This window comes from Leptospira bourretii (assembly GCF_004770145.1).
GTDB classification, from domain to species: domain Bacteria; phylum Spirochaetota; class Leptospiria; order Leptospirales; family Leptospiraceae; genus Leptospira_A; species Leptospira_A bourretii.
Window position 1 is genome coordinate 5,001 of record NZ_RQFW01000010.1, and the last position, 13,628, is coordinate 18,628.

The window sequence follows — 13,628 nt, forward strand, 5'->3', positions numbered from 1 at the left end:
GAATGTTTCGATTGCTATAAGAAAAAAACGAATCATTCACAATCATTTTTAATGCTGTTGCTGAACTGAATGCAGGACGCCAAGGTTGTTTAGTTGTTAAACTGGCATATTCACTTGCAAGTGACAAAATTGCGATATCTTCTTCAAAATTGACTGAGTTTACATTCGACTCTTGGATTCGAAGTTGCGCATCTATATCAGCTACAATCATTTTTTTACTTGGATCTTTTATGAACTTATCCCTGACCAACATCAACTTTCTAAATACTGTATTATTGTCAGGAAAGTTATTATTAATTGAGTTACCGCGAAATGGTCTATGATGGTTCAAAACTAGAGTGCGAATTTCTTGCGTGATTTCAGGTGCTGCAAGAGTCATTAAATAACTGATAATCGGATGTTGTTGGATTGCGTTGTATTCTTCTTTTGTTAGATTTGGTTTGTCAGGTAATACTAATTTTGAATAACCTATATCCGCAAGAAAACTTGCAGTCATCACTGAAAGATGGTCTTTTTTATTTGGTTTGTTATCATCACCTACACCTATCTTTTTGGTTCTGACCTTCATGCCCATGGCAACAATCGTTCGTTTGGTCATGAGTTCCGATTCAACTGGTACACCAGCATGATTCAAAATCTCTAATATATTAAATAATCCAGATTCAAAATCTGGATTGCTTGTGAAGTCGTCTAAAACTTTTCCAATTGATTTGTGTACTCTGAGTGCATGTTCCGAATTAAAGGCTTCTTTTTTTAACTCTAAGATCAATGATTCAGTTTGTTTTGCAAATTCTGTTGTTTTGTCTGGATCAAAAAGTTTGGTTTGGCGAGGGTCTGTTGATTCTCCCGATGTAATTCGCAAATGTTTTGTGTCAGTTGTTAGGCAATAGGCTCCTTGCAACTCTATCTTCAAAAGTTTGCCAAAATCCTCTTCAGTTGCGTTCTTTTTTTTTGCCATGATGAGTTTGCCGTTCCGATCATAAAGGTCGAGCGGGATTTGTTTGCTTTTACGATAACTACTAAGCAGATCATCATTAAATTCAAATTTAGCAAGTTGGTCAGGGGAAATTAAGGGAGAATCGCTCAAATTATATAGTCCGATTATGGTATGATTATCTAATGATATAGGACGAACATAATTGAATTATACCAATGATTGTCTCCTTTTTATCGAGAAAATGAATTCTAATAAATGGGAACTAATTACCAGTATAGAATAAACTCTTCGCCCTTGAGTAACTAACTGTATCGAAGGGCCCGCTTGGGGTCGCCCATGTGATCGAAGCGCTGGATAGCCCGACCCCAAATTTTAGTTCAAATGGTATGTAATATCGACCCATCATGTTCGAGAATCAAATCTTTGGGGACTCGCCCGGAATCGATGTGAGTGGTAAATAGATTTTAGCACTATAAATCCGTGTTACCACCTCGGTGAGGAATTCGATTATGGTTTGGCACGGAGTTCAAATAACACCCGTTCGGAAGAATCTAATTCATAGCGAGTAGAGCCTGCAGTTGCATTGACAATGCGTGCTGCAGGAATGTTTTTCTCTCGTAAGATTTGGAAAATGGCAAAGGAACGATTGATCCCGAACTGTTCGTGCAACGGATCTTCCTCTTCTGTACCTGGGATGGGTGCCACATAGTTGATGATCAGAATTTCATATTGAGGGTATTCAATCGTGAAACTACGTGCAAGGGCATCCAATTTTGCTCGGCCTTCCACATGAACCCGAGTTGTCTTTGGTTCAAAAATCTCATTGGCGAGAAATGAAAAGGTTTTGATCCCAGGTGGTGGGGATTCTGCTTGTTGAGTTTTTTCTAAAGTTTGGACTGCCGGAGCAACATTTGGTTCCTCAGTGGTAGAAACGAGTGAAAATTGTTTTCCAAATCCTAAACTCACAAAACTCTCTTCAAAATTACCACGGTTACGAAATGCATTTACTTGGGCTTTATAATCCACAATGTAAGTATTGGTAGTTAAAGCTTCTAAAAAAAGGAAATACGATGCAAAATGGAAACGTAGACCTAGGCCAGCGAAGAAACGTTGCACATTCCCACCTGACTGACGTTCGTTTCCAATTCCTCCACCAAAGCGGATATAGGGATCAAAAACAGAATTTGGTAAAAAATGAATTCCAAAATCCAAATTTCCGGTAGTGATCGAAGAAATTCTTTGGTCTTTTCGAATTAAAAACGAAAGTAATTCGGCTGAAGACAGACTATCGTTATAGGAACTTGAGGGATATTGGCGTTGCAATTGGTTTGCCGCTAAAAGCACAAAAGTAGGCTCCAACTGTCGTAAGTTTGACGCTTCAATCGACTGATAAACCCCCGTTAGTCCAACGGAAAGATATTTTAATAAAGCATATTGCACTCCCATTTCTCCTAAATGGCTGTTCAATTGGACTTGATCAGAATTGAATTCAGTAAGAGCATAAAAATAAAAGTTCCTTGCTTCGGGGCTAACTCCATCGCGATAAAATAAATATGTTGGGAAATTATACGTTTCCGTATAACGTTCCAAACTTCCAGAAGACATTCCCAGACCATACGATCCAGAACCAAATAACATGAGATTGCCTTTTTGAAATCCTTCAGCAGATAGGATTTGAGGAATCAAAAATAAAAAAATCCACTTACATTTCCACATGGGGTAATCCTTTGAAAATCGTTGGCTTTACTCAACTTATTTTTTTATATGAGGAAAAAATTGAACAATATATTCTCTCAGAGGGATGTGGCGTAAAATTCATATTGTATCCCTCGATTCTTATTGGCACTGTTCCCTTACTGCAAAGATTTTGATTCCGAAAAGAGTGTTTTCCAAAAACCTTATAATGTGCATTAGATGCTCTGGATTGAGAGCTGTTTCAAAAACATATGATAGGTTATCAGGGGAATCACTTTCTTTAAATGTTTCTCTTTAGTGGTCGATAATCATTATTGTCGTAACAATCGGGGTTCCCTTTGTAAGGGAGAAAGAAAAAGTTGCCGTTCAAGTGATTCATAAATGATTTCGTTAGACTTCGATTATGCGTTCTATCGTTGGTGGATTCGACATAGTTTTTGATTCCATGTTATGTAATGTTAAGAAAGGTAACCGCTTTTGGTCATGAGTCTCCGCGAGAGGGATAGAAAGGGCGCGGTAGCGGTCGCTTGGCAACCGAAGCCCTGCATAGCCCGACCCCAAATTAGAAATAAAATTCTGAATCTCAAAACATCTCTTTGTGATGCGGCTTGGGTTTTTGGGGGCTCGCCTTGGAGCAAATGTAAAGTAGAGATCGCTTTTGGCTATGGAATCGCAGTTATGCTGAGATATAATGTGACATAATTCCGATGCGAATCCACAAACCCCCACCCGAGTTAGGGAGGAGGGGAGTGGCTTGTGGGCAGGTGCTTTTTTCCCCCTAACATAAATTCGAAAACCAGGCAAGGAGCTTCCAAAAATCTGGAATTTTATTTCTAAGAAGTTCGCAGTTACCTAAGTCAGGAAGCGTTTCAAATTCACGAAAAGATTTCCTTATTTTGGAAGATTCACTTCTTTTTTAAAGAAAAAAGTATATTCTGTGTAGGTGTTATGCGATCTTTCCGGTGGAGGAGGAAATTCCCATGAACTGATTTCTTTTTGTATACAACCGATGAGGGAATCAGATGTAAAATCGGATTGGATGAGCTCCACTTTTGTAGGAATTCCGTCCGGATCAATTTGCCAATCGAAATGGATTTTGCCTTCCTCGATTTTTGGTTTTGTTTCTAAGTATATATTGTAGCAAATTTGAATTTTACGTTTGTGTTTGGTAATGGTAAAATTCACTTCTCGTTTGTGGTAAGGTGAGAGACCTTTTTTATCCACTTCCATTGAAGTTTGTGTGAATTGATTTCCATTCGAAATGGGACGAAGGAAAAGTAAATACACAAAACTTAAAACGAGAGTGGTGCCAGTGATGAGAAGGATTTCTTTTTGATAGGGAATCTGTTTTTTCATTTATGAATGTAATTTATGTATCAAATCCGTTTTACTTTCTAAAAAACACAAATGCTGCACCAGACGATAAAGCTGAATTGTCTGTACTGCCAGTAGGTCCATTGGTAATTGTCTTTTGATTGCTGTCCTCTAGGTTCACTCCAACGACGGCGGTATCTCCTGAAAAAGCAATTGCATTGCCAAACCTGTCTTCGACATCGGCATTGGGAGCCTTAATATAGGCTCGAAATGCCCAAGTGGAACCAGACCTTTGGAACAAATAAACTGCACCCGAATTGGATAAGCTGTTGTCATCATTTGGCATCGTTCCATTTGTGACCGTTGTTTGATTATTGTCCTCAAAAATAGAACCAACTAGGATTGTATTCCCTTCGATGGCAACTGTGATACCAAAACGATCGTCTGCTCCTAGATTGGGAGGTTTGAGGTAGGCTTGGTGGCTCCAAGTAGAACCCGTTCTTTGGAACACATAAGCGGCACCTGCGAGTGTCGCTGAGTTATCGGAGCTTGCTGCCGTTCCGTTTGTAATAGTGGTCTGATTGCTTGCTTCGGAAAAGGCACCGACTACTATGGTGTCGCCATCGATCGCAACCGAATTGCCAAACTGATCATCAGCTTCTGCGTTAGGTGCCTTTAGGTATGCTTCTTCAACCCAGGTCGTACCAGTTCTACGGAAGACATAGGCCGCTCCTGCATTGGCTGCTGAGTTGTTGGCACTGGCACCAGATCCGTTTGTAATTGTGATCTGATTACTCGCCTCTAAATTGGCACCGACAACGATCGTATCATTTGCGATGTCGACAGTAGTACCAAAACGATCACCTGCTCCCATGTTAGACGGTTTTAGGTAGGCTTGTTCTGACCACGTAGTGCCGGATCTTTGGAACACGTAAACGGCACCTGCATTTGTTGCTCCCTCATTGGCTGGTGCAGGAGATCCATTCGTAATGCTTGTTTGGTTGCTATCTTCAAAATATGCGCCAACAGCAATGGTATCACCTGATATAGCAAGGGAAATTCCAAACTGATCATTTGCGCCGGTGTTAGACGGTTTTAAGTAGGCTTGCTCCGACCAAGTAGTGCCTGATTTTTGGAATACATAAGCTGCACCTGAATCAGTAGCTCCTTCATTCGGAGCAATAGCATTAGGAGCATTCGTAATCGTCGTTTGATTGCTATCTTCTTGGTTTGCTCCGACCACTATGGTATCTCTATCAATCGCAACAGAGACTCCAAATTGATCTGTTCCTCCTAAATTAGAAGGTTTTAGGTATGCCTCTTGCGACCATGACGAACCAGATCTTTGGTAGACGTATGCCGCACCAGCCGATCCTAATGAGTTGTCACTACTCGCTGTGGGTCCATTTGTAATTGTCGTTTGGTTACTTGACTCACCTGGAGCTCCCACCACGATTGTATCACCAGAGATCGCTACGGAATATCCGAAGCCATCATTTGCTTCTGCATTCGATGCTTTGAGATAGGCCTGTGTTTCCCAGAGTTTTGGAGAATTACCAACGCTGAATCCGCAAAAGGGAATAGGAGTTTCCGATACGGAAGTGAGTAATAAGGTCTCTATATACGCTTTTGATTTTTGATCGCAGGGGTTATTTAATGTTAAAGGATTACAACTTCCGTAAAAAAGAAGCAGCAATATACCTGTGATTTTTCTCATCAATAACGAACGAAGCTTGAAATTTCCTTTCCTCATTCCATTCCTCAGATTCGGTTATCCAGATACAAATTTGCTAACATTCGTTAAAGACTTTCTTCATTCAATCAAAGTTAGCAAGTATTTTCTTATTTTTTTGATAGTATGAAAATTATTTTTTCAATTTTTTTCGAGTGTTGGAACTGTTTCATTTCAAATCTAGGAATGGAAATGTTTTGTTGACCATCTGTTTTTTTTGTTTACCACATATCATATTTCCCTTACTGATCTCTTTGTGTCTCTGAATATAAATTTATGAAACAATTTTTAATTTGGGAAGATTTTGCTACATACCGAGGTGAGGCATTTTCAACCCATCGGCATAGTCATTTTTTTATACAAATTGGTTTGCCAGATTCAGGTTTTGTTGAAATACGTACGTTAGATGGTGAATGGAAGTCATACAATGTTGTCTGTATTCCTTCTGGAATAAGTCACGAAATGAGGAGTGGGGAAGGTAATCTTACACTTCTTTATTTGGATCCACTTACAACAGGTTATCAACTTTTTCATGAAAGAAGTTTGACCTCAAATCAATCAGCATTCGAAGTAGGTGACTTGTTTACTGAAACCCTAAAACATCAGATAAGAGAAATTTTAAAAACATCGAATAAAGATGTTCGTAAACAAATTCTCGAATTGATAAATATAAATTTTGATAAACAAACAAATCGCAAATTGGATCCACGCATTCAAAAAAGCATAAAAGATGTAGAACTTGATCGTTTTTCACTTTCCCATTTAGCAAAAGAGGCTTCCTTATCAGTTGAAAGGTTTCGTCATCTTTTTCGTCAGGAGACAGGTGTTCCATTTTCTGCTTATAAACTTTGGCTAAAAACAAAAAAGGCTGTCGACTATTTAGCAAATCATTCGCAATTATCAAATGCTGCCTACGAGGGTGGTTTTGCAGATCAGTCTCACTTTACTCGTATTTTTCGCCGATCTTTCGGTGTTGGTCCTTCAGATTTTACAAAAAAGAAAGAACCGTTTCAGGCAATTTTCTTTTCCAAGTAGCCGTTGCGTTCAAGACTACTTTTTCATTTCTGATACTCTTTCGAGTATTGGGGAAAGAAAAATGGGTTCTAAAATCAAAGCAAAAAATCTAGCAGAGTTATTTTATGATAGTGCCAAGCAGTTTGGAGATCAACCAGCGTTTGGAACGAAAAACAAAGAAAAACAATTCTCTACAATTAGCTTTCAAGATTTATATGAAACTGGAGTTTCACTGGCAACAGGCTTAATTGATATCGGTTTAAAGCCACATGAACATGTAGCAGTTCTATCTGAAAATCGAAAAGAGTGGATTATTTCTAATTATGGAATTATACTTTGCGGTGCTGCGGATGTTCCTCGTGGTACGGACGTTACAGATGGTGATATACAATACATTCTTTCTCATTCGGATGCAAAGATGGTCTTCGTAGAAAACGAAGTGACTTTAAAGAAAGTTAAGAAGAATATTTCCAAACTACAAAATATAACACATATGATTGTTATGGAAAGCGAGCCCGTCGTATTGAATGCGCAAGTCCATAGTAATGGTGAGGAAAAAATTGATCTAGGGAATCCTTTGTATCCAAATATCTTGAGTTTAAATGAACTTATCGAAAAAGGTAGAAACCTGCGAAAGTTAGGTGATAGAAGAGCTGAGGAAAGAGTGATTGCAATTCAACCTGATGACTTATTTACGATCATCTATACTTCCGGTACTACAGGGGAACCGAAAGGGGTAATGTTAACTCATGCAAACATGATATCGCAGTTAAGGAACATACCCATAAAGATTGGACCGAAAGATCGATTTTTATCGATTTTACCTGTATGGCATAGTTTTGAAAGAGTTTTTCAAATGGGAACAATTGCGATGGGCGCTACACAATATTATACAAATGTAAGAAATATCAGAGAAGACTTAATGATTGTGAAGCCTACTTTTATGGCTTCAGCACCGAGACTTTGGGAAAGTATTTATCAAGGGATACAGTCGAAGATCCAAACAGGTTCAGTTATAAAAAAAGTTTTATTCAAATTAGCGTATGGATGTGCATTAAAGATTCAAAGATCAATTCAATTTTTAAAAGGTAATCGATTGGATCTTCATGGAAGAAATATTTTTCAATCGATAGCACTCGCTATTGTTTCCTTAACCTCGATAGCGGTTCTTTATTTACCTTATCGCATCCTTGATTTGATTGTATTAAGTAAACTTAGATTAGCTACCGGCGGGAAACTGAGAGGTTCAGTTTCTGGCGGTGGTTCCTTACCCTTTCATATTGATGAATTTTTTAATACCATCAGGATTCCTGTATTCGAAGGATATGGATTGACTGAAACATCTCCAGGACTTGCATTCCGTACAGAAAAACATCTTGTTGTGGGAAGTGTAGGGCAAATATTTCCTGATACTGAAATTTTACTGAAAGATGTTGAAACAGGTATAGTCATTTATCCTCCGAAAAAAGGAATCAAAGGCGAAATTTATGTAAGAGGACCGCAAATTATGAAAGGGTACTACAAAAGACCTGAAGCAACTGCAAAAGTTTTATCAGATGATGGATGGTTGAACACAGGAGACCTTGGGATCATGACGTTTAACAATACGCTTAAAATTGTAGGAAGAACGAAAGAAACGGTTGTACTTCTCAATGGTGAAAATATTGAACCAGTTCCCATTGAAAATAAACTCATGCAATCACCTTTGATTGACCAAGTAATGGTTGTGGGACAGGATCAAAAGTATTTAGGTGCATTGATTTTACCGGCCCTTGAAAAGTTTTCGGAATATGGATCCACTTATGAACAATTGGCAACGAATCGTATTGTAAAAGAAAAAATCGAACAGGAAGTAAAAAATCTGATTCGCACAGAGAATGGATTTAAAAGTTTCGAAAAGATTGTAGAGGTGCGACTCCTTCCAAAAACTTTTGAAGTAGGTGAGGAGTTGTCTGCAAAACTATCTGTCAAAAGACATGTTGTTGCAGAAAAATACGAATCGCTCATCGAGTCAATGTACGATGGAAAGTCCCAAATGCAGATTCATGTAACTAAATAAATTCTTTCAAACAAAACGTTGCGCATGTTTTCCAAATAATTAGATGCGATTGGTAAAGGGTATTTTATATATTTAGAATGATCTGAGAGTATGATTTTCTATGAAAGCGCATCCAAAAATCGTCATATTGAAAATCTGCATCGTATCAAGTAATCCTATTTATAAAATAATATGATACATCGTCTCTGGTTTTTCCTTAAGTTAAATTGTTGAAGCCTATTTTTACTTGTGATGAAAAACTACCTAACAAGCGTATATTGATAACCAATGGTTTAATTCGAAAAAGCTTTTAGTTAATTGAGTTCACTGTAAAATAATCTTTGGAGAGAAAGCCTTGGAAAAAAGGGAATTGTCTGAATTTAAAGCTGTAGAATTCTATTCTGATTCTATCCATTCACTTTGATAAAAGACTTTTTATTGGCTAGGGAGTACGGGATAATATTTGTTACACTATGCTTTTTGGATTTCTTCCGCACTCATCCCAGATACACGAGTGTCTCCTAACGGGAATAACACAAAAGGAACTTTTTGGCTTAGTTGGAATTGTCTTCACACTTTGCTTGAAGATTGTTGCTTTAGTGATTCTTTTTTTGAATTGGCTTTTAGCCTTTCTTTCCAAAATAAAAACGGATACTCAATTAAGAGATAAAGTAAGTAACTGATGCAAAATGTAAGAAATAGAAAATTGATTACTGCTGAACCGTAATCGAACCAATTTACGGTGCCAATTTTGTTGATCTTGGCTGTTGCGCTCTTGATTGCCAGAATGGCAATCATACCATTCCAAAGATACATTGTATAACTTAAGCGGGCAATAGGTCTAAATATTTTAAATTCAAAGAAAGATTTTAAGATGTTTTTCTCTGAAAGGCAGAGTAAAAGAAGCATGCTGAAGATGATATTGTATCCGTTAAAAGAAAACACATAATAAAAAAATGGGAAACTATGTTGTGAAAAAAACAAAGTGGATCCATATCCGAGTAAAATGATTGGAATTAGAATATTTTGGAACCGTTTGATCAATGTTTGAATGTTCCAATGTAAATGTAAATCCATTACAATGACACCAGCAATCAGGTCATCGAATCGAAAATGGAAAGAGTGGGGATTCTGATATTGGGTTGCTGAATCGAAATAAGAGAGTATTCTAAAAAAAAGTGGAATTAAATACAAAAGGAAAAGGAACAACAATCGGCTCCCTTTTGTTAAACGAAAGATAAAAAATGCAGAGAGAAATGGAAGTATTAAGTAGAACTTTTCTTCTATTGATAACGACCAGGTGTGAACATTATAACTCTGAAAATAATCAGACATATATATCAAATCGTATTTAAAATTTTCTATTTGTGCTAGCACTGATTCGGTAGATGCAGCAAGTTCTGCTGACCCAGTCGCTTGTGAGTTCACTAGGGTTTCCGCGATCTTTAAGGCTACCAAATGCGCTAAGATCAAATAAAAATAGTAGGCTGGAAATATTCTTAACGAGCGGTTAATGAAAAATAAACTGAAATTTATCCGATGATTTTTTTCCCATTCCTTCATTAGGCCAAAGGAAATTAAATAACCACTTAATACAAAAAAAAGGGCAACCCCTGATTGCAAACCCGGGTAGATAATTGCAATATATCCAGTAAACATCCCCGCAAACTCAAGGAAAGGAGATGTATGGAAAATCAAAATAATTAAAATCGCAAAAGCCCGAAGACCATTTAGAGATTCAATATCCCCGGCTCTATGTTTAAAAACAGATAAAAAAGCATTTTTCAGCACTGACATACTTACAATATTACCTACTGATTCTTGAAACCAAGGATCTTAAATTGGATCTGGGTAACAACATTCAAATTGACTAAACTTTCCGAGACAAGAAATAAATATTGCTAATTCCCGATTCATTGGTTCCCTTTTTTGGGCTGAAATCGTAAAAAAAATAAAGGTTTCCTATCTTTTTTTTTGAACCAAATTGAAATGGGTTGGGACTTTTAATTGTATGAATGACAAATCCTATATTGAACTTTTAAACCAAGCAAAGTCTGGTGATCTTCGTGCTTGGACGGTGGTACAGAACCGGTTCTCTCGTTTTGCGGTCAAATTTGCGTCAAAGATTATCGGTGACGAGGATCTTTCACAGGATATCGTGCAGGAATCATTTTGGGATTTGTATCAAAATTTGGAAAAAATGACAAGCCCAGTAGCATTTCCTTCTCATTTGAAAAGAGCAATCATCAAACACAGTGACCGCATCTTGAGAAAGAAGGAAAATCAGAATTTAGTTTTTGTCGATCCGAATCAAATGGACCAAAACTCGGAAGAATTACATTCCACCTATTTTGAAAAAGAATGTTATGAAACGATTTTTCAAAATGTAAAAAAACTAGATCCCGACGATCAAAAGTTAATTGAACTCTATTACTATAAAAACTATTCGTTAGTTGAAATCTCAAGATCGGAAGGAAAAACTTTGTCTTTCATCAAAAAAAGACATTTATACCTCAAAAAAGTTCTCCGCAACGGAATTGGTGAAACGTTCCGACCAGAGGCACACTCTCAATTGATGATGGTAGCTTAGGAGGAATCATTTGGAAACAACTCAAGTATATTCAAATGGGCAGATTGATAATGTGTATCTGGAACAAAGGAAAGTATTTCTCTGGGGAGAGGTCAACGATAACTCTGCAAGATATTTAATAGATCGTTTTTTATATTTAGAAGCTTTGGATCCCACAAGGCCAATTACCTTATATATCCATTCTCCCGGAGGATCAACTTATGCAGGTTTGGCGATATTGGATGTAATGAAAAACCTCCATAATCCTGTTTACACCACTTGTTTGGGAATGGCAATGTCCTTTGGTGCTGTTTTACTTCTTTCGGGAACAAAGGGATATCGCTTTGCTTATCCGCATAGTAAAGTGCTCATCCACCAACCGCATGTGATGGGAGAGTTCAAAGGACCAGCAGAAGACATTCGGATTTTTGCCGAGTCTGTCCGGAGAGAAAAGGATTTGTTAAATGAAATTATGGCAAAAGCAACGGGCCAACCATTAGAGAAGATGAAGGAAGATACGGAAAGAGACACTTGGTTTTCCGCAACAGAAGCCATCGAATATGGTATCATCGATAAAATCATTGGAGCCTGATTTGATTTTCAGATTTTTTTAAATTCAAAATCTGAAGGAACCAAACTCTAAAAAATTAGGAAAATCCATTTTTTTTTGGAATCTTTTTTCAAAGAGTTCCTATAAAATCAGATTCCCTATGAAACATATTTTTTTGGTTTGTCTGATTTTTAGTTTTTGCCCCGTTTCTGCTGTGGATAAAGACATTTGGACGCAGGCAGATTCTTTGATGAAACGAAAGGATTTTAAGGCTGCTTTTAAACTCTCCGAATCCATCATCGAAAAAGATCCGGAAGATGTTTTTGGATGGCAATTGCGATTGAATTCATCCTCCCAATTGGCAGATACCAAAGGTAAGTGGCCAAAGGAATGTGTTTTTTCTGCTTTGAAATATGCAGAGATTCATAAACCAGAAGAAGTTTCTAGTTTAACAACCGCAATCTGGTGTTTGAATCATGAAAATCAATATTCCAGAATGGTGGAATTGATTCCCAAAGTCATTCCGTATGCCAGGGCAAAAGTTGGGGACGGAAATTATGCACTTCTTATTAATGTTTTAGCAGTCGCCTACGATAGGTTAAATGATCAGAAAAACGCTCGTTCTGTCTTGATGCAAGGTCTTAGTGAATTGAGTGGGACACCGGCTGCTTTGCATACAGGATACAATTTAGGGGATCTTTTTCGAGATGAAACCATGTCTTTGGAGGAAAGAGAAAATTGGCATAAACTTTTTTCCGAAAATCTTTTTAAAGATAAAAAGGATCATCCGCTGATTCCTTCCATAGCATGGAATACTTCTTTACTAACTGATCTTTATGTTTCGAAAAAAAAATATCAAGACGCTTTTGAAATAGTTTCCCTTTTATATCCCGAGATGGATACGCAACTCCTTGCCCATTGGAAATTTTTAAGGGACCAACTATACATCAAATATCTTGGTCTTAAATTTAAAACCAAAAGGCTAAAGATTCCTCCACGAAAAACTTTGAAGATGGTGTTTTTAGTGATTCCAAAAACACGAATGAAAGGGGATTTGCCATCTCAAGTAGCAAAATTTCAAAATTTAGATTCTGATTTGAATCCAAAAGATGTTTCTGATCTCCTTTTGAGTTTTGAATATTTTCGAGATTCTTTTGAAGACCTTTCCAACGGAATCCATTGGGATCATGAAGTTTTGCAAACCAACTCAGAAATTCAAAATACAAATTGTATTGATGATCGTTTTCGTTTTGTGATGCAACCTTCCATTGGTTCCATTGTTCCCCAACTTTCCGAAGACCAACTGAAAACCATAAAGGCTGCAGATGGTGTCATCTTAGTTTGGGCAGGCACTCGCCAACCGGATGGAGTGCTCATCACCAATGGAGGTGGGACAGAATGGAATTATGGAACGGAGACAGATCCGGAGGTTCGTTTGACCATTCTCTCTGATTCAAATAAAAAAATTGCAAGTGGTAATCATGCCAATCACCCCATCTTTATCTATCATGAATTGTTTCATGTTTTAGAATGGGCGTATCATCAGTCAAAATTTCCGAAAGAGAATCATCCTTACCAAAGAAGAAAAGTTTGGCCTTATGATTATCAAGGTGAAACGGAATGGGATTTTTATTCAGAGACCTTTCAAAAACGAATGAAAAAAGAAGACAACCTAGATCGTGTTTATTGGCAGGGCAGAAAAGAAGGGTTTTATGGTATTCTTGTGAAAGAACAAGGGAAATCAAAATGAATGGGAAACATCCACTTCCTTAAAAAAAG

The 13,628-nt window shown here is 37.4% G+C and carries 10 protein-coding genes (1 of these 10 only partly in view); 5 read left to right on the forward strand and 5 right to left on the reverse strand.

Annotated features, from left to right (window positions below; all coding sequences use genetic code 11):
* From EHQ47_RS05060 to EHQ47_RS05075, 4 genes are all read right to left on the reverse strand, one after another.
* On the reverse strand, positions 1-1,087 hold the 5' portion of the coding sequence (locus EHQ47_RS05060; protein ID WP_135776694.1) for an HD-GYP domain-containing protein. Its footprint begins 371 nt before the window's first position; the window shows 1,087 of its 1,458 coding nt (coding positions 1-1,087); the start codon lies at positions 1,085-1,087; its stop codon lies off the left edge, out of view.
* 357 nt (positions 1,088-1,444) lie between these two features.
* Positions 1,445-2,653: a hypothetical protein gene (locus EHQ47_RS05065; RefSeq protein WP_135776695.1), complete on the reverse strand. Its 1,209-nt coding sequence runs from the start codon at positions 2,651-2,653 to the stop codon at positions 1,445-1,447.
* A gap of 870 nt (positions 2,654-3,523) precedes the next feature.
* The gene (locus EHQ47_RS05070) at positions 3,524-3,988 is read right to left on the reverse strand and encodes an AgmX/PglI C-terminal domain-containing protein (protein WP_135776696.1); all 465 of its coding nucleotides are present in this window, start codon (positions 3,986-3,988) and stop codon (positions 3,524-3,526) included.
* Between the two features lie 31 nt (positions 3,989-4,019).
* Positions 4,020-5,663, reverse strand: coding sequence for an FG-GAP repeat protein (locus EHQ47_RS05075; RefSeq protein WP_244290231.1), 1,644 nt, complete (start codon positions 5,661-5,663; stop codon positions 4,020-4,022).
* Between the two features lie 291 nt (positions 5,664-5,954).
* Between EHQ47_RS05075 and EHQ47_RS05080 the strand changes: the two genes are divergently transcribed.
* Both EHQ47_RS05080 and EHQ47_RS05085 read left to right on the forward strand, forming a co-directional pair.
* Positions 5,955-6,713: a helix-turn-helix domain-containing protein gene (locus tag EHQ47_RS05080; protein WP_135748054.1), complete on the forward strand. Its 759-nt coding sequence runs from the start codon at positions 5,955-5,957 to the stop codon at positions 6,711-6,713.
* Between the two features lie 61 nt (positions 6,714-6,774).
* A complete protein-coding gene (locus EHQ47_RS05085) occupies positions 6,775-8,751 on the forward strand; it encodes an AMP-dependent synthetase/ligase (protein WP_135776698.1) in 1,977 nt (658 codons plus the stop codon).
* Between the two features lie 549 nt (positions 8,752-9,300).
* On the opposite strand, the gene EHQ47_RS05090 is transcribed toward EHQ47_RS05085, so the two are convergent.
* Positions 9,301-10,527, reverse strand: a complete 1,227-nt coding sequence (locus tag EHQ47_RS05090) for an acyltransferase family protein (protein WP_135748056.1) — start codon at positions 10,525-10,527, stop codon at positions 9,301-9,303.
* 214 nt (positions 10,528-10,741) lie between these two features.
* Here EHQ47_RS05090 and EHQ47_RS05095 point away from each other — a divergent pair, with 214 nt between their 5' ends.
* From EHQ47_RS05095 to EHQ47_RS05105, 3 genes are all read left to right on the forward strand, one after another.
* Positions 10,742-11,320, forward strand: coding sequence for an RNA polymerase sigma factor (locus EHQ47_RS05095; protein WP_135748057.1), 579 nt, complete (start codon positions 10,742-10,744; stop codon positions 11,318-11,320).
* Between the two features lie 10 nt (positions 11,321-11,330).
* Positions 11,331-11,891 (forward strand): ClpP family protease, encoded by a 561-nt coding sequence (locus EHQ47_RS05100; protein WP_135748058.1) that lies wholly within the window; start codon positions 11,331-11,333, stop codon positions 11,889-11,891.
* 118 nt (positions 11,892-12,009) lie between these two features.
* Positions 12,010-13,599, forward strand: a complete 1,590-nt coding sequence (locus EHQ47_RS05105; RefSeq protein WP_135748059.1) for a hypothetical protein — start codon at positions 12,010-12,012, stop codon at positions 13,597-13,599.
* Positions 13,600-13,628 lie beyond the last annotated feature (29 nt).